This is a genomic window from Microbacterium testaceum StLB037, from assembly GCF_008763945.1.
In the GTDB taxonomy this organism is placed as follows: Bacteria; Actinomycetota; Actinomycetes; order Actinomycetales; family Microbacteriaceae; genus Microbacterium; species Microbacterium testaceum_G.
In genome coordinates this window covers 589,022-606,517 of sequence record NZ_VTQH01000001.1, presented here as the reverse complement: position 1 = coordinate 606,517, position 17,496 = coordinate 589,022, and the positions used below count along the sequence as shown (strand labels likewise).

The 17,496-nt window shown below is 70.5% G+C and carries 13 protein-coding genes; 4 read left to right on the top strand and 9 right to left on the bottom strand.

Annotated elements, in window-relative coordinates; translation table 11 throughout:
• The first annotated feature begins 44 nt into the window (after window positions 1-44).
• Entirely contained in the window at window positions 45-530 is a 486-nt protein-coding gene (locus F9B98_RS02800; RefSeq protein ID WP_150952560.1) for a cytochrome C5, read from the top strand.
• A gap of 55 nt (window positions 531-585) precedes the next feature.
• Here F9B98_RS02800 and F9B98_RS02795 read toward each other — a convergent pair whose 3' ends face one another.
• The 6 genes from F9B98_RS02795 to F9B98_RS02770 form a co-directional block, all read right to left on the bottom strand.
• Window positions 586-1,386 (bottom strand): HpcH/HpaI aldolase family protein, encoded by an 801-nt coding sequence (locus F9B98_RS02795; RefSeq protein WP_150952557.1) that lies wholly within the window; start codon window positions 1,384-1,386, stop codon window positions 586-588.
• A complete protein-coding gene (locus F9B98_RS02790; RefSeq protein ID WP_150952554.1) occupies window positions 1,371-2,156 on the bottom strand; it encodes a fumarylacetoacetate hydrolase family protein in 786 nt (261 codons plus the stop codon). Before F9B98_RS02790 ends, F9B98_RS02795 begins: the two co-directional genes overlap by 16 nt.
• 93 nt (window positions 2,157-2,249) lie before the next feature.
• On the bottom strand, window positions 2,250-3,404 hold the full coding sequence (gene hpaD / locus F9B98_RS02785; RefSeq protein WP_150952551.1) for a 3,4-dihydroxyphenylacetate 2,3-dioxygenase: 1,155 nt from the start codon (window positions 3,402-3,404) through the stop codon (window positions 2,250-2,252).
• Window positions 3,405-3,577: 173 nt separating this feature from the next.
• Complete coding sequence (hpaE, locus tag F9B98_RS02780; protein ID WP_150952548.1) at window positions 3,578-5,098, bottom strand: 5-carboxymethyl-2-hydroxymuconate semialdehyde dehydrogenase; 1,521 nt, start codon at window positions 5,096-5,098, stop codon at window positions 3,578-3,580.
• A gap of 104 nt (window positions 5,099-5,202) precedes the next feature.
• On the bottom strand, window positions 5,203-5,889 hold the full coding sequence (locus tag F9B98_RS02775; protein ID WP_150952545.1) for a GntR family transcriptional regulator: 687 nt from the start codon (window positions 5,887-5,889) through the stop codon (window positions 5,203-5,205).
• Complete coding sequence (locus tag F9B98_RS02770) at window positions 5,886-7,607, bottom strand: fumarylacetoacetate hydrolase family protein (protein ID WP_150952542.1); 1,722 nt, start codon at window positions 7,605-7,607, stop codon at window positions 5,886-5,888. Before F9B98_RS02770 ends, F9B98_RS02775 begins: the two co-directional genes overlap by 4 nt.
• Before the next feature lie 118 nt (window positions 7,608-7,725).
• Between F9B98_RS02770 and F9B98_RS02765 the strand changes: the two genes are divergently transcribed.
• The gene (locus F9B98_RS02765; RefSeq protein WP_150952538.1) at window positions 7,726-9,108 is read left to right on the top strand and encodes an MFS transporter; all 1,383 of its coding nucleotides are present in this window, start codon (window positions 7,726-7,728) and stop codon (window positions 9,106-9,108) included.
• Window positions 9,109-9,273: 165 nt separating this feature from the next.
• Here F9B98_RS02765 and F9B98_RS02760 read toward each other — a convergent pair whose 3' ends face one another.
• On the bottom strand, window positions 9,274-10,932 hold the full coding sequence (locus F9B98_RS02760; RefSeq protein WP_150952536.1) for a thiamine pyrophosphate-binding protein: 1,659 nt from the start codon (window positions 10,930-10,932) through the stop codon (window positions 9,274-9,276).
• A 290-nt stretch (window positions 10,933-11,222) separates the two neighbouring features.
• Complete coding sequence (locus tag F9B98_RS02755; protein ID WP_150952534.1) at window positions 11,223-11,927, bottom strand: IclR family transcriptional regulator; 705 nt, start codon at window positions 11,925-11,927, stop codon at window positions 11,223-11,225.
• Window positions 11,928-12,023: 96 nt separating this feature from the next.
• Here F9B98_RS02755 and F9B98_RS02750 point away from each other — a divergent pair, with 96 nt between their 5' ends.
• Both F9B98_RS02750 and F9B98_RS02745 read left to right on the top strand, forming a co-directional pair.
• Complete coding sequence (locus tag F9B98_RS02750) at window positions 12,024-13,862, top strand: FAD-dependent monooxygenase (protein ID WP_150952531.1); 1,839 nt, start codon at window positions 12,024-12,026, stop codon at window positions 13,860-13,862.
• A gap of 238 nt (window positions 13,863-14,100) precedes the next feature.
• Window positions 14,101-15,573, top strand: coding sequence for an NAD-dependent succinate-semialdehyde dehydrogenase (locus tag F9B98_RS02745; protein ID WP_150952528.1), 1,473 nt, complete (start codon window positions 14,101-14,103; stop codon window positions 15,571-15,573).
• 373 nt (window positions 15,574-15,946) lie between these two features.
• Here the strand turns inward: F9B98_RS02745 and F9B98_RS02740 are convergent, their stop codons facing one another.
• Window positions 15,947-17,386, bottom strand: a complete 1,440-nt coding sequence (locus F9B98_RS02740; RefSeq protein ID WP_150952525.1) for an XRE family transcriptional regulator — start codon at window positions 17,384-17,386, stop codon at window positions 15,947-15,949.
• Window positions 17,387-17,496 lie beyond the last annotated feature (110 nt).

Sequence of the window (17,496 nt, the reverse complement as noted above, 5' to 3'; positions counted from 1 at the left end):
GCAATGGGGAGGCGCACGGGCGCGCGACGTGGCAAGGTTTTCTCATGACTGAGTCCGTGCTGAACGACCTCCTCCGCCGCGTCACCGAGAGCGGCCTGCTCGACGACGCCCAGATCGACGAAGACAGCGTCATCGGTTCCGGACACCTGGATGCCGCCGGCGTCGAGGTGGAGGTCGACCTCGACCCCGAGGTCGACGAGGACGAGGCGCCCGACCTCGACGCGATCATGAGCAACCTCAAGGACGTGCTCTCGGTCAGCGAGGAGCGCTGGCGCGCGATCGTCGAGGAGATCTCGAGCGACATCGAGGACGCCCTCGACGACGACGAGCTGGATGCCGACGTCGACCTGCGCACCGACCTCGAGGCGATCGGCGTGGGCGTGTTCGCCGACGCGATCATCGTGGTCTTCGCCGGTCAGACCTCGTTCCCCGACGCTCTCGTGCACGTGCAGCTCACGCCCGAGCTCGAGGTCGAGGACATCGAGATCATCGGCGACGACGACGAGGAAGACGACGAAGACGAGGACTGACCCTCGAAACGACGACGGGCCGGGCGAGCGATCGTCCGGCCCGTCGTCGTCCAGGTCAGTAGCTGTCGCGCTGCTCCGTGCGGGCGGTGACGAACCGCGCCGCGAGCGCCTCGGACGCCCGGGCCAGCAGAGCCACGTCGGCGCCGACCGCCACGAAATCGGCACCGGCGTCGAGGTAGGCCTCGGCCACCGCGGGGTCGAAGGCGTTCACGCCGACCGGGGTCCCGGCATCCCGAGCCGCTTGAAACACACGGTGCACCGCCGCGACGACGTCGGGGTGCGACTGCTGGCCGAGCAGGCTCATCGACGCCGAGAGGTCGCTGGGGCCCACGAAGACGGCATCCACTCCCTCGACCGCGGCGATCTCGGCGGCGTTGTCGACGCCCGTCGTCGTCTCGATCTGCACCGTGAGCGAGACGTGCTCGGCGGCGTCGGCGAGGTAGTCGTCGACGCGGTTCCAGCGGGCGCTGCGGGCCAGCGCACTGCCGACACCGCGCACGCCCTGCGGCGGGTACCGCGTGGCGGCGACCGCGGCACGGGCCTCGTCGGCGGTCGAGATCATGGGAACGATGAGGTTCTGCGCGCCCAGGTCGAGCACCCGCTTGATCATCACGGGGTCGTTCCACGGCACGCGCACGACCGGGGTGACCGGGTAGGCGGCGGCGACCTGCAGCTGGGTCAGCACCGCCTCGAGCGAGGTCGCGGAGTGCTCCATGTCGAGCAGCAGCCAGTCGAGGCCCGAGCCCGCGGCGACCTCGGTGATCGTGGCGTTGCCCGAGCACACCCACATGCCGGCGAGGGGGCGGTCGGATGCCGCGAGGGCGGCGCGGAAGGTCGGGGTCAGACGAAGCGGCACGAGATCGTTCCCATCGGTCCGTAATCGCACAGCACGTCATCGCCCTGCGACACCCACATCGGGCGCGTGAACGATCCTGCCAGGATGACCTCGCCCGCCTCCAGGCGCGCGCCGTGCTGGTGGAAGGTGTTCGCCAGCCACGCCACCCCGGTCGCCGGGTGGCCGAGGACGCCCGCGGCGACGCCGGTTTCTTCGATCTCGCCGTTGCGGCTGAGCACGCCCGGAACCCACCGCAGGTCGATTTCGTCGGGGCGCTTGTGTACATCGCCGAGCACCATCGCGCCGTAGGCGGCATTGTCGCTGATCGTGTCGACGATTGTGCGACCCTCGAGCTCGATGTGCGAGTTGAGCACCTCGAGCGCAGGCACGGCGTAGTCGATCGCGGCGAGGGCGTCCTCCAGCGTGCAGTCGGGGCCCTCGAGCGGGGTCTTCAGCACGAAGGCCAGCTCGACCTCGATGCGCACGTTCGAGAACAGGGCGACCGGGATCTCGTCGCCCGAGCGATAGACGGTGTCGTCGAACATCACGCCGTAGTCGGGCTCGGTGATGCCGGTCGCCTGCTGCATCGCCTTCGAGGTCAGGCCGATCTTGCGCCCGACGAGGGTGCGGCCCGCGGCGAGCTGCGTATCGCGCCAGCGACCCTGGATCCGGTAGGAGTCGTCGACCGTGGCATCCGGGAATCTCGCCGTGATGCGCGGGATGACCGCGTGCGTGCGGTCGGCCTCGGCGAGCTCGGCCGCAATGACGTCGATCTGTGCGTCGGTGAGCATGCGTTCCTTTCGAGCCGCGTGAGGCGCCAAAATCTGTCGCTTCGGAGGGGTCCCAGGCGACAGATCTTGGCGCCTCACGCGAAAGGGGGTGGGTCAGAGCTGGTTGCCGAGCTTGAACTCGGCCGGGGCGGATGCCGCGGGCTCGGGGGCGCGCGTGTAGCTGAAGCCGTCGGCGCCGATGGTCACGGCCATCTCGCTCGAGTCGGTGCGGGCGCGCACCGGCTGCGGGGTGCCATCGAGGTCGAGAACGAGCGAACCCTCGGTGTACCACGACGGCACGACGGGGTTGCCCCACCAGTCGCGGCGCTGGTTGTCGTGCACGTCCCACGTGATGACCGGGTTGTCGGGGTCGCCGGTGTAGTAGTCCTGCGTGTAGATCTCGACGCGGTGACCGTCGGGGTCGCGCAGGTACAGGTAGAACGCGTTCGAGACGCCGTGGCGGCCGGGGCCGCGCTCGATGGCATCCGATCGGCGGAGGGCGCCGAGCTTGTCGCAGATGGCGAGGATGTTGTGCTTCTCGTGCGTGGCGAAGCACACGTGGTGCATGCGGGGTCCGTCGCCGCCGGTCATGGCGGTGTCGTGCACGGTGGGCTTGCGGCGCATCCAGGCCGCGTAGACGGTCCCCTCATCGTCCTGGATGTCCTCGGTCACGCGGAAGCCGAGCGACTGCATGAAGTTCACCGCGCGGGGCACGTCGGGGGTGATCTGGTTGAAGTGGTCGAGGCGCACGAGCTCGCCGGGGGAGTACAGGTCGTAGCGCCACGACAGGCGCTCCTGGTGCTCGGTGTCGAAGAAGAACTCGTACGGGAAGCCGAGGGGGTCGACCACGCGCACCGAGTCGCCGATGCCCTTCGTGAACCCGTTCGGTTCGCGGCGCACGTCGCAGCCGAGCTCGGTGTAGAACGCGACGGCCTTGTCGAGGTCGTCCGCGCTGCGCACCCGGTACGAGAAGGCGGCGACGGCCGCGACCGGGCCCTGGCGCAGCACGAGGTTGTGGTGGATGAACTCCTCGGTCGAGCGGAGGTAGATCGCCTCGTCGTTCTCTTCGGTGATGTGCAGGCCGAGGATGTCGACATAGAAGACACGGGATGCCGCGAGGTCGGTCACCACGAGCTCCATGTACGCGCAGCGCAGGATGTCGGGCGCGGGAGAGGTGGGCGTGGGGATGGGGTCGTCCGAGTGGATCGGTGCTTCTTCGGTCACCCAGAACCCGGAGGAGGTCTTCTGTTCTTCGGTGTGCTTTGCCATGGGGTCGCGTCCTTGCGTGTGTATCGGCGTCTGTGGGTGGTGTGTAGTGGAGGAGGGCGTCCAGATCATGTGATGTCGGCGAGACGACGTGTCATGACGGGTGATCTCGCCGAGGTCACGTGATCTGGGCCGCCTGTGCGCAGGGCACGTGTGCCGTGGCGCGGGCGCGGGGCTCAGTGCGCCTGCGCCTTGCCGAAGGTGGGGTTGTGAGCGGGGCCGAGCGTGATGTGCACGGCCTGTTGGTCGGTGTAGAAGTCGATCGAGCGGTAGCCGCCCTCGTGACCGAGGCCCGAGGCCTTCACGCCGCCGAAGGGGGTGCGCAGGTCGCGGACGTTGTTGGAGTTCAGCCACACCATGCCGGCCTCGACGTTCTGCGCGAACAGGTGCGCGCGCTTGAGGTCGTTGGTCCAGACGTAGGCGGCCAGGCCGTACCTCGTGTTGTTCGCGAGGGCCAGGGCTTCCTCGTCGGTGTCGAAGGGGGTGATGGCCACGACGGGGCCGAAGATCTCCTCCTGGAAGATGCGCGCGTCGGGCGCGACGTCGGCGAAGACCGTGGGGCGCACGAAGTTGCCCTCGTCGAATTCCGCGGGCCGGCCGCCGCCGGCCACCAGGCGCCCCTCGGTCTTGCCGAGCTCGACGTACGACATGACCTTCGCGTAGTGCTCGGGGTGCACGAGGGCGCCGACCTCGGTCTCGGGGTCGTCGGGGTAGCCGACCTTCACGCGGTCGGCTTGGGCGGCGTAGCGCTCGACGAACTCGTCGTACACCTCGCGCTGCACGAGGATGCGGCTGCCCGCGGTGCAGCGCTCGCCGTTGAGTGAGAAGACGCCGAAGATCGTGGCGTCGATCGCGGCATCCAGATCCGCGTCGGCGAACACGATGGCCGGGCTCTTGCCGCCCAGCTCCATCGACAGGCCCTTCAGGAAGGGCGCGGCGTTGGCGAAGATCAGCTGGCCCGTCGAGCTCTCGCCGGTGAAGGAGATGAGCGGCACCTCGGGGTGCTTCACGAGCGCGTCGCCGGCGTCTTCGCCGAGGCCGTTGACGAGGTTGAACACGCCCTCGGGCAGGCCCGCCTCTTCGAAGATGCCCGCCCACAGGGAGGCCGACAGGGGGGTGAACTCCGCGGGCTTCAGCACCACGGTGTTGCCGGTGGCAAGAGCGGGGCCGAGCTTCCACGACTCGAGCATGAAGGGGGTGTTCCACGGCGTGATGAGGCCCGCGACCCCGATCGGCTTGCGGTTGACGTAGTTGAGCTGGCGGCCGGGCACCTTGAAGGCGTCGTCGGTCTGCGCCACGATCAGGTCGGCGAAGAAGCGGAAGTTCTCGGCCGCACGCCGGGCCTGCCCGAGCGCCTGCGTGATCGGCAGGCCCGAGTCGAACGACTCGAGCTCGGCGAGGCGCTCGTCGCGCGACTCGACGATGTCGGCGATGCGGTGCAGCACGCGCGAGCGCTCGCGCGCCACCATGCGGGGCCAGGGTCCCTCGGTGAAAGCCTTCCGCGCGGCGGCGACGGCGAGGTCGATGTCGGCCTTCTTGCCGGCGGCGGCCCGCAGGTAGGTCTGATTGGTCACCGGGTCGAGCACGTCGAACGTGTCGCCGTCGACCGAGTCGACGAACGATCCGCCGATGTAGTGCTGGATGCGCTCGGGCAGATCGGCCGGAACGCGGCGGGCGGTGGTGAGCGGGGTGGTCATGGGTGCTCCTTCGGTGAAGAGGGGTGGATGCCAGGCGCCGGGCGATCCGCGACGGCGATGTCGTCGGGGCGCGGGGTCATGGCATCCGGAATCGAATATCGAGGTCAGAAAGCGGGCAGGCCGAGCACTTCGTCGGGGTGCTCGTGGACCATGTAGGCGTCGAGGGTGGCCGAGCGGTGGCGGCGCGAGACTTTCTCGATCTCGCCGAGCGGGGCGCCGTTCTCGATGAGCACGAGGATGTTCTCGTGCTCGCGCACCGATTCCGCCGCACGGCCCGGCACGAAGCTGAACGTCGAGTCGCGCAGGTGCCCGAGGCGCGCCCACTCCGCCTCGACGAGCTCGAGCAGCCGCGGGTTTGCGCACTTCTCGAAGAGGATCGCGTGGAACTCCTGGTTCAGTGCGGTGAAGGCGCGCGGGTCGAAGTGCTCGAGCGTCTCGACCATGAGCTCGTTGACCTGGCGGGCACGGCGCACGTCGTCGGCGGTGAGCGCGCGAGCCGACAGGGCGGTCGCGGCGCCTTCGAGCAGGCTGAGGGCCTGCATGCTGAAGCGGTACGCGGTGTCGTCGACCATCGACACGCGTGCTCCGACGTTGCGCTCAAACATGACCAGGCCCTCGGCCTCGAGCTGGCGGATCGCCTCGCGCACCGGCACGACGCTCATGCCGAGCTCGCCGGCGATCGAGCCGAGCACCAGGCGGTAGCCGGGGGTGAAGTCCTGCGAGGCGATGCGCTGCTTGATCCAGTGATAGGCCTGCTGCGACTTGCTCCTGCTCGCGGTGACGTCGCTCATCGGGTGACCTCGCTCTCGTAGCGAGCGCGCCATTCCGCGTTCATCGGGAACAGTCCCTTGATCGGGTGACCGGATGCCACCTGCTCGGCGATCCAGGCATCCTCGGCCTCTTGCGCGAGGGCGGCGTCGACCACCTCTTCGGCGATCGCGGGCGGGATGACGATCACGCCGTCGCCGTCGCCGACGAGGATGTCGCCGGGCTCGATGGTCGTGCCGCCGCAGCCGACGGCGACGTCGGTCTCCCACGGCACGTGGCGGCGGCCGAGGACGGCCGGGTGGGGACCCGCGGTGAACACGGGGATGCCTACCGCGGCCACGGCCTCGGCGTCGCGGACCCCGCCATCGGTGACGATCGCTGCGGCCTTCCGGGCGTGCGCGCGGATCGCGAGGATGTCGCCGAGCGTGCCCGAACCGGTCTCACCTCTGGCCTCGATGACGATGACCTCGCCCTCGCCGACCTCGTCGAAGGCACGCTTCTGGGCGTTCTGCCCGCCGCCGTGCGAGGCGAAGAGGTCTTCGCGGTGGGGGACGAAGCGCAGCGTCCGCGCCGTGCCGACGAAGCGGCTGCCCGGGGTGAGTGGGTGCACGCCGTCGATCGTGACGTCGTTCAGGCCGCGCTTGCGCAGCTGCCCGCTGAGCGCGGCGACGGGAACGCGCTCGAGCTTGGCGCGCAGGGCGGGGGAGAGGGCGAGGGTATCGGTCGCCGCCTCCGTCGCTTCCCCGTCGGTGTCAGCGGCGTCGACGGTGTGGGGCGCCGGGGCCTCCGTCCCGAGAACAGGGGATGCGTCGGGAACAGGGGGATGCGCCGGGTTTTCGCCTGTCGCGGTGACATCGCCTGTTCTCGGCGCGGTGTGGGGCGCCGGGGCCTCCGTCACGAGAACAGGGGATGCGACGGGAACAGGGGGATGCGCCGGGTTCTCGCCTGTCGCGGTGACATCGCCTGTTCTCGTGGCAGTCCCAGCGGCGGCGGCCGCCTCGGCCGAGCCCCACGCCTCGGTGCGCTGGGTGTCGTCCACCGCCGGCAGCGAGCCGATCGCAGGGTTGAAGGACTGCGCGCCCTGGGTCACGGTCGTGCGGAGTCGGCCGGTCGAGCGGGCGCCGGCATCCACCTGCACCTCCACGAGATCTCCCGGGACGACCACCGACGAACCGGCGGGGGTGCCCGTGAGGATCACGTCGCCGGTCTCGAGGGTGAAGTGCTGCGACAGGTCGGCGACGATCTGGGCGAGGGGGAAGATGAGGCCCGCCGTGGAGTCGTCCTGCACGAGGTCGCCGTTCACCCACGTGCGCAGGCGCAGGGCGGTGGGATCGACCTCGCGGGCGTCGATGAGCGCGGGGCCGAGCGGGGTGTATCCGTCGCCGCCCTTGGAGCGGACGTTCGAGCCCTTGTCGTTCGCGCGCAGGTCGTAGAGACCGAAGTCATTGGCGGCGGTGACGGATGCCACGTGCGACCACGCGGCATCCGGAGTCACCCATCGCGCGGGGTCGCCGATGACGAGCGCGATCTCGCCCTCGAAGGCGAGGAGTTCGGTGCCCGCGGGGCGCTCGATCTCGGCGCCCGAGGGGGCCATGGAGCTCGACGGCTTGAAGAAGTACGACGGGGCGGCCGGTCGCCGACCGCGCTGGTCGGCGCGCGAGCCGTAGGCGAGGTGGACGGCCACGATCTTGCCCGGGCGTGCACCGAGGACGGTGAACCGGGGGTCGGTGGTGTCGTTCATGAAGCTCCCTTGCGTCGTATTTGAAATCGTATACGATGACGAACGCCCCAGCAACACCGCGCCTCGTCGCCGACGACGACGTCCCGGGGCCTGACGATGACGTCTCGAAGGAGTCCCCATGTCCCGCTCTCAGCCGCAGGGTTTCACGCCCACCGGCACCATCTCCACCCCGAAGGACCGCCGCCGCGTGGTCTTCGCCACCGTTGTCGGCACCACCGTCGAGTGGTACGACTTCTTCCTCTACGCCTCGGCCGCCGGCCTCGTCTTCGGCCAGCTGTTCTTCGCGCCCGCCGGCCCCGGAATCGCGCAGATCCTGTCGTTCCTGACGGTGGGTCTGAGCTTCTTGTTCCGCCCGCTCGGCGCCTTCCTCGCCGGGCACCTCGGCGACAAGTACGGCCGCCGCGTGGTGCTCATGCTGACCCTCATCATGATGGGCGCCTCGACCACCCTCATCGGTGTGCTGCCGACCTACGAGGTCATCGGCGTCGCCGCCCCGGTGCTGCTGATCCTGCTGCGCGTGCTGCAGGGCATCTCGGCCGGCGGCGAGTGGGGCGGCGCGGTGCTCATGGCCGTCGAGCACGCCCCCAAGACCAAGCGCAGTCTCTTCGGCGCCTCGCCCCAGCTGGGCGTGCCCCTCGGCCTGCTGCTCGCCAGCGGCATGCTCGGCCTCATGGCCGTGATCGCCCCGGGAGACGCCTTCTTCGCGTGGGGGTGGCGCGTGCCGTTCCTGCTGTCGTTCGTGCTGATTCTCGTCGGCTACTACGTGCGCAAGAAGGTCGAAGAGAGCCCCGTGTTCGTCGAGCTCGCCGAGCGCAAAGAGCAGACCCGGATGCCGATCGTGCAGCTGTTCCGCAAGCACTCGCTGCTCGTGATCATCGCCGCGTTCGTCTTCGCCGGCAACAACGCCGTGGGCTACATGACCACCGGCGGATACATCCAGCGCTACGCCACCAACCCCGACGGGCCGGTGGGCCTGGCGACCGCCGACGTGCTCGGCGCGGTGACACTCTCGGCGGTGTCGTGGCTCGTGTTCACCTGGATCGGCGGATGGATCGGCGACCTCATCGGGCGCCGTACGACCTACCTCATCGGCTGGGCGGCGCTGCTGGTGGGCGTCTTCCTGCTGTTCCCCCTGGTCAGCACCGCGAACATCGGCCTTCTCACGCTGGGCCTGATCGTGCTGACCGTGGGCCTCGGCCTCACCTACGGACCCCAGGCGGCGCTCTACGCCGAGCTGTTCCCGGCATCCATCCGCTTCTCGGGTGTGTCGATCTCGTACGCCCTCGGCGCGATCCTCGGCGGGGCGTTCGCGCCGACGATCGCCGAGACTCTGGTGCGCGAGACCGGGTCGACGATGTCGGTCACGTGGTATCTGGCCGGCATGGTCGTGCTCGGCGCCATCGCCACGCTGCTGCTGCGCGACCGCAGCGGCATCCCCCTCGGTCCCGACCACGAGGCCGAGCAGGAGGTGAGCCCGGTCCGCGGGCTGTCGAAGGTCTGAGCTCGAGCACGGCCCCGTCGCGCTGCGGTGCGGCGGGGCCGTTCGGCGTGCGCGGGCGGGCCGGGCTCCGGAGGATCGGGGCGACAGCGGTGCTGTGGGCGGCTCCGGCGGCGGAAACCCCGGGGTCCCGGAGAAATCCCCGGAGCGCGGCACCGGCCGCCGCGGTCAGCGCGCCGCGATCTCCTCCCAGTACGGCGCCACGACCGCCGCACTGACGCGGAGGTCGAGCAGCAGGAATCGCCGCTCGGCAGGCGCACGTGCGACCCAGGATGCCAGCGCCTCGAGGTCGTCGACCGACTCGACCACCACGCCCTCGGCGCCGAACCCGCGCGCGACCGCGGCGAAGTCGACCTGGGGGATCAGCATGGGGTCGGGGTGCAGGCCCTTGAGGCCGTAGTTGAGCACTTCGGCGCCGTACTGCGCGTCGTTCCAGACCACCGCGATGCCGCGGCCACCCGCGACCCGGACCGCCGTCTCGAGGTCGGCGAGGGCCATGAGTCCGCCGCCGTCGCCGGTGGTGAGCACGATCGTCGAGTCGGGGCGGGCCACCGCGGCCCCGGGAACGCTCGGGAAGCCGAGGCCGATCGACTGGTACGCCGTTCCGACCATGATCATGCGGTCGGGCGAGGCCACCGGCCAGTACATGTTCGACCAGCCGAGGAAGTGCCCGCCGTCGGACACGACCACGCGGTCGTCGGGCAGGAGTTCCGCGATGCGGGCGGCGGCCGTGCGCGGGTCCAGGCGCCCGTCCGGGCCGAGCCCCTGGCCCTCGGGCTGGCGGCGGGCGGCGACGAGGTCGAGGCCCCGACCCCAGGTCGACCCGGCCACGCCGCGTCGACGCAGGCGTCGCGTGATCTCGGTGGCGACGTCCGCGGCATCCCCCCGCACGTATCCGCCGATGCTCGGGTGCGTCGCGGTCGGCGCGAGATCGACCTGGAAGACGCGCGTGCCGGGGGCGAAGAGCTCCCCGAAGCGCATCGTGAACTGGTTCAGGCCCGCCCCGAACACGACGGCGACGTCGGCCTCGCGGACGAGCTCCATTGCGCCGGGTGCACCGAACCCTCCCGCGACGCCGAGATCGCGCGCGAGGTCCGAGAACAGGCCGCGGCCCAGGGCGCTGGTGGTGGTCAGCGCTCCGGCGGTCGCGGCGAGGTCGTCGAGGGCCGCCCCCGCGCCGGCCAGCCACGCGCCGCGTCCGCCCAGCAGCAGCGGGCGCTCGGCCGAGGCCAGCGCGTCGGCGATCTGGTCGATGACGGCGTCGGCGAAGGCGCCGAGAGGGGGGTGCTCCGGCGTGACCTCGGGCGCGGCCCCGGGGGCCTCGGCATCCGGGATCGAACCGGCCTCGCGGGTGGCGACGTCGTATGGGATGCCGAGGACGACGGGCAGGCGGTAAGTGAGGGCGTGCTCGACGGCGATGACGATCGTCGCGGCGGCGTCGCGGTGGCCGACGGTATAGGTGCGCGCGCCGACGGCGGCGGCGAGGGCGATCTGGTCGACGCCCCAGGGGCGGGGGCCCGAGGTGGGCTCGTCGCCGACGATGAGCACGAGGGGCGTGCGCGCCTGGACGGCCTCGGCGAGCGCCGTGAGGGTGTTGGTGAAGCCCGCGCCGTAGGTGGCGGTGGCGGCGGCGAGGCGCCCGCACGCGCGGTAGTGCGCGTCGGCGGCGACGACTCCCGCGGCCTCGTGCCGGACGGCGACGAAGCCTGACGGGGTCTCGCGCCCGAGGGCGTCGAGGAAGTAGGCGTTGCCGTTGCCCATGACGCCGAAGACGGTGTCGATGTGGCGGGCGAGGGTGTGCGCGACGTGCGCGGAGACGGTGGGCATGACGAGGAAAGCCTTTCGAGACAGGACGGAGGGATGCCGTATGTGTCTCGCGGGAACCCCGCTACGTGCCCTTTTTTCGAGCAGCGACGCACGGCTTCGTGCGCCTGACGGGATCGAGTATAGGGGTGCTGCCCGCCGGGTCGACTTCTCGGGGCGCGAGACGGCATCTCGCTGACACGTCGGGTGCAGGCTGACGCGGAGTCGTCAGCGAGATGCGGTCTCGGCCAGTTTCGGGCGTGGGCGGAGGACCTGGCGCGGGTCCCGGGCGGTGCGCCGGGCGCGGATCCGCCCTACAGCGCCCCCCGGATCGCGCATGCCGCGGCCTCGAGCCGTGCGGCGATCGCGGCGTCGTCGAGGTCGGTGGCCACGTGCACGGCGGCGACCGCGGCGGGCTCGCGGCCCTGCACCTGCAGGGGCACCGCCACCGCGCGCAGCGTCGGGATCACCTCGTCGTGGCTGGTCGCCCACCCGCGCTCGGCGGCCTCCGCCACCTCCGCTGCGAGTCGGGCATCGACCTCGTCGGGCCACCGGCGCGGCGGGAGCTGCGCGAGGATCGCGCGGCCGGGAGCACCCCGGGTGACCGGATGCCGTGACCCCGGCCGCTGCGCCACGGCGGTCACCGTGTGGCGGGGCTCGACGCTCGCGAGGGTCACGCACTCGTCGTGATCGAGAACGACGAGGAAGCACGTCATACCGAGGTCGTTCGCGGCCGCGGTGAGTTCGGGCAGGGCCTCGGCCTGCAGGTCGGCGGCGACGCCCGCGGCCAGAGCGGCCAGTCCCGTTCCCAAGCGCACCGCGCCCGCGGCATCCCGCGTCACCAGACCGTGGTCTTCGAGCGTGCGCAGCAGGCGATAGGCGACCGAGCGGTGCAACTCGACGCGAGCGGCGAGGTCGTCGATCGTCAGGGGAGCGCGGGCGTCAGCGAGCACTTCGAGGAGGCGGATGCCACGACTGAGCGTCTGCGAGGCGGGCGGAGCGTCTTGCCGTGGGGGCATCGGTCGGTTAGCCTTTCGTTCGATAGCAGAACGGTGTGTTCGAATATAGAATGCGCCCGCCGAGGCCGCAACCCGACATCGACGTCAGGAGAAACGATGCAGTTCCACCACCACGGCTACGTCTCGGGCGACCCGCGCGTGCAGAACGCCGCGGGCACGGGGATCGACCGGCCCGATCGCCTCCCCGACGAGGTCGACGTGCTCATCGTGGGCTCCGGACCCGCCGGCATGCTGCTCGCCGCGCAGATGTCGCAGTTCTCGCAGCTCACCACGCGCCTCATCGAGAAGCGGGACGGGCGCCTCGCCCTCGGTCAGGCCGACGGCATCCAGCCCCGCAGCGTCGAGACGTTCCAGGCTTTCGGCTTCGCCGACCGCATCACCGCCGAGGCGTACAACATCGGCTGGATGAACTTCTGGGCACCCGACCCCGAGAACCCCGACCGGATCGTGCGCACGACCCGCACCGAGGACTACGGCTTCAAGATCAGCGAGTTCCCGCACCTCATCGTCAACCAGGCGCGCGTGCTCGACTACTTCGCCGAGGCGGCGGCGCACGGGCCCGCGCGCATCACCCCCGACTACGGCGTCGAGTTCCTCGGACTGGAGGTGCGCGACGACCACGTCGAGGTGCGGGTCCGCACCGACGAGGGGGAGCGCACCATCCGAGCCGGATACGTCGCCGGGTGCGACGGCGCTCGCAGCGGCGTGCGCCAGGCGATCGGCCGCACCCACGTCGGGGCCGCGGCCCGCCACGCCTGGGGCGTGATGGACGTCCTGGTCGAGACCGACTTCCCCGACTGGCGCATCAAGTGCGCGATCAACGCGGCGGCGGGCAACATCCTGCACATCCCGCGCGAGGGCGGCTACCTCAGCCGCATGTACATCGACCTCGGCGAGGTCGCGGCCGACGACGATCACCGGGTAAGGCAGACCCCGATCGACGAGGTGATCCGCCGGGCGAACGAGATCCTCCACCCCTACTCGATCGACGTGAAGCAGGTCGCCTGGCACAGCGTCTACGAGGTGGGCCACCGGGTGACCGATCAGTTCGTCGACGATCTCGAGAACCCCCGGGTCTTCCTCACCGGCGACGCGTGCCACACCCACAGCGCGAAGGCCGGGCAGGGCATGAACGTCTCGATGCAGGACGGCTTCAACCTCGGCTGGAAGCTCGGGCACGTGCTCACGGGGCTGGCTCCCGAGGCGCTGCTGCGCACCTACGACGCCGAGCGGCGCCCGGTCGCCCAGCAGCTCATCGACTTCGACCGCGAGTGGTCGTCGCTCATGGCCCGCAAGCCCGACGAGATCACCGACCCCGACGAGCTCGCGACCTACTACCTCGCCACCGCGGAGTTCCCGTCCGGTTTCGGCACGCACTACGCCCCGTCGCAGATCGTCGCGGCGGATGCGGCCCAGGAGCTGGCATCCGGATTCCCCGTCGGCAAGCGCTTCAAGAGCGTCGAGGTCGTGCGGGTGTGCGACGGCAACTCCGTGCACCTCGGTCACCACGCGAGAGCCGACGGCCGCTGGCGTGTGTATGCCTTCGCGGATGCCGACGGCTCGGCGCTCCGGGAATGGGCCGAGGCCGCGCGGGCCATCGTCGAGCGTTTCACCCCCGAGGGCGCCGACCTCGATGCGGTGTTCGACGTGAAGGCGGTGTACCCCGGTCGCTGGGAGGACGTGGTCGACGTGCCCGCGCTCTTCCGTCCGCGCTCGGGGCCCCTCGGCCTCACCGACCTCGAGAAGGTCTTCGCCGCCGCCCCCTCGGCGTGGACGAGTGCCGACATCTTCGCCGAGCGCGAGATCGGCGTCGGGGGAGCCGTCGTGGTCGTGCGCCCCGACCAGTACGTCGCCCAGGTGTTGCCGCTGACCGACCCGGCCGGCCTCGAGCGCTTCTTCGCCGGGGTGATGGCGGAGGCGGCGACGGTCCGCTGATCCGGTGACGCGCGGCATCCGCCCCCTCTCCCGCCGATAAACGCTCGCGGCACTGACAAACGCGCGCCGAGGGTGTTTCCCGGTGCAGCGAGCGTTTATCAGGCGGGGTGAGCGCTGGACGCGCCCCACCGGCCACCGCGGCGACCACACCGGCCCCGTTGTACATCACGTATATCGGCACGCGCCCGCGTGCTGAGAAGAATGGGCGGGACACCCCCGCATCGATCCAGGAGGATTCATGACCGATTCGCGCGAGAGCGAGCTGCTGGCATCCGTACCGACCGGCCTGCTGATCAACGGGGAGTGGCGCGCCGCCGCCGGCGGCAAGACCGTCGCGGTCAACGACCCCTCCACGGGCGAGGTCATCCACGAGATCGCCGACGCGAGCGTCGACGACGGCATCGCGGCGATGGATGCCGCGGCCGACGCGTTCCCGTCGTGGGCGGCCACCCCGTCGCGCGAGCGGGCTGAGATCCTCCGCCGCGCGTTCGACCTGCTGCAGGAGCGCAAGGAAGACATCGCGCTGCTCATGACGCTCGAGATGGGCAAGCCCCTCGCCGAGGCCCGCGGAGAGGTCGGCTACGGCGGGGAGTTCCTCCGCTGGTTCAGCGAGGTCACCGCGCACACCCAGGGCCGTTACGGCGCCAACCCCGAGGGCACCGGTCGCATGATCGTCTCGCAGCACCCCGTGGGCCCGTGCTACCTGATCACCCCGTGGAACTTCCCCCTCGCGATGGCCACCCGCAAGATCGCGCCCGCGCTCGCCGCCGGCTGCACGGTCGTCATCAAGCCCGCGACGCTCACGCCGCTCACCACGCTGTTCTTCGCGCAGATCCTGCAGGACGCGGGCCTGCCCGCCGGTGTCGTCAACGTCGTCACCACCACGAACACCGGCCCGGTGTCGGAGCGCATCATCTCCGACCCGCGCCTGCGCAAGCTCTCGTTCACGGGCTCGACCCCGGTCGGCGTAAAACTCCTGCAGCAGGCCGCGCCCGGCGTGCTGCGCACCTCGATGGAGCTGGGCGGCAACGCCCCCTTCGTGGTGTTCGACGACGCCGACCTCGACAAGGCGGTCGAGGGCGCGATACTCGCGAAGTTCCGCAACATCGGCCAGGCCTGCACCGCCGCTAACCGCTTCATCGTGCAGCGCAGCGTCGTCGAGGAGTTCACCCGACGGGTCACCGAGCGCGTGCAGGGCATGAAGATCGGCCGCGGCACCGAGGAGGGCGTGCAGATCGGACCCCTCATCGACGACCGCGCGGTCGACAAGGCGAAGACCCTCGTGGGGGATGCCGTCGAGCGCGGCGCGACCGTGACCACGGGCGGATCGCCCATCGACGGCCCCGGCACGTTCTTCGAGCCCACGGTCGTGGCGGGCGTCCAGCCGGGCAGCGACATCCTCCGCGAGGAGATCTTCGGACCCGTGCTCGCGATCATCCCCTTCGACGACGAAGACGACGCCGTCCGCCTCGCGAACGACACCGAGTACGGCCTCGTCTCGTACGTGTTCACCGAGTCGCTCGCGCGCGGTCAGCGCATGATCGACAAGCTCGAGACCGGGATGATGGGCCTCAACGTCGGCGTCGTCTCCAACGCCGCGGCCCCCTTCGGTGGGTGGAAGCAGTCCGGCCTCGGCCGCGAGGGCGGCGACGAGGGCATCCACGAGTACCTGCAGACCAAGTACACGCTGACGGCCAACCCCTACGCCTGATCGGGCAGGACCAGACACCGGATGCCACGACCCCGGCGCCCCACGAGGGCCCGGGGTCGTGGCATCCGTCGTTGCGTCGCCGACCCCGCGACACAGCGCAGGAGATCCGGTTCGCCGGTGGCCCGTCCGACCCGTTGAGAGTCCCGGTCGAGCCGAAGTCCTGCGTCATGTCGGCGAAAGCGGGCGGATGTCACAGCCCCGCGTTGCTCGGCGTGCCCGGTTCGCGCCATCCGCGGCGCTCACCGTTCCGCGACACAACGCAGGAGATCACGGTCCCGGTCGCCGATCCGACCCCCGGGGAAGCGCTCGGCGACCGAAAACCCTGCATCGTGTCGACGTGGGCAGGGGTGCCGACATCCCCTGTGGACCGGCGTCAGCCGTCGGCGTGACGGTCGAGGAAGGCGAAGACCTCGGCGTCGTCGACGCCCGGGAACATGCCCCGTGGAAGCGGCGAGAACATGTACTGGTGCACGCGGGCGCTCGGCCAGGCCTTGCCCGCCCAGCGTTCCGCCGCCTCGGCGTCGGGCCGGCGGCAGCACGAATCGTCGGGGCAGTGCGAGATTCCACGCTTCGTGGTCTCGCGGCCCCGGAACCACCGCGCGTCGTCGAAGGGCACGCCGACGGTGATGGAGAAGTCGCCGTTGGACGTGCTCCCCGTCTGGGTCGAGCACCAGTAGGTGCCGGCCGGGGTGTCGGTGTACTGGTAGTGCTCGGTGGTGCGGTTGTGCTCGTCGAAGGCCGAGCGCGCCGAGAACTTCTTGCAGACGATCTGCCCCTCCACCGAGCCGGTGACGTCGGTCGGCAGGGGGAGGTCGTCGTTCTCGTAGACGCGCGAGATGGCGCCGTCGCCGTCCACCCGCATGAAGTGCAGACGGATGCCGAGATGAGCCGTCATCAGATTGCTCATGCGCATCGCGGCGGCCTCGTGCGTCACGCCGAAGGCGTCGCGGAAGTCCTCGACGGCGAGGTTGCGGTCCTTCTTCGCCTGCGTGAGGAAGGCGACCGAACTCGTCTCGGGCATGAGGCAGCACGCGGCGTAGTAGTTGATCTCGAGACGCTGCTGCAGGAAGTCGGCGTAGTCGGTGGGCGGGCGGTGCCCGAGCAGGCGGTGCGCCATGGCCTGCAGCGCCATCGAGCGCAGGCCGTGTCCGCCGGGGATCGACGCCGGGGGCAGGTAGATGCGGCCGTTCTCGAGGTCGGTGACCGAGCGAGCCGAGTGGGGCAGGTCGCTGACGTAGATCAGCTCGAAGCCCAGCTGCTCGGCCATGATGCTCACGGTGCGGTGCGTGAGCGCCCCGATGGAGTGGCCCGCTGCCTTGAGCTGCTTCTCGGCCAGCTTCTCGATCTCGGGCAGGTGGTTCGACTTCTCGCGCATGCGCAGGCGCAGCTCGGTATTGGCCCGGCGCGCCTCCTCCGGGCTCGCGATCGTCTCGCGCTCGCGACGCTGCAATTCGCGGTGGAGTCCCAGCAGGGCCTCGATCGTGTCGTCGCTGGTTCCCTTGGTGACTTTGACGGGAGGGATGCCGAGCTGACGGAAGAACGGACTGGTCTGGGCCCGCTCGAGCTCGATCTCGAGAGCGGCGCGCCGGTTCGGCGGTTCGCGCGAGAGCAGCTCGGTGACCTCGGTCTCGGTGGCGCGGGCGATCTCTTGCAGAAGGGAGAGTTTCGGCTCGCGTTTGCCGTTCTCGATGAGGCTGAGCTGGCTGCCGGCGACCCCGACCATCGCACCGAGCTCGTCCAGGGTGTAGCCGCGGGCGAGTCGATGGTGACGGATGCGGTGCCCGAGGGTCGTGAGTTCGAACGACGATGCCATTCCTTGACCATATCGAAAGATTGAGGGTTTTTAACGGCGCATTTGTCCGAAAGAACCCTGTCGCTCGGCGCACCATGGGGGAAGACCACCGATTTCGCTCTCAAGCGAGG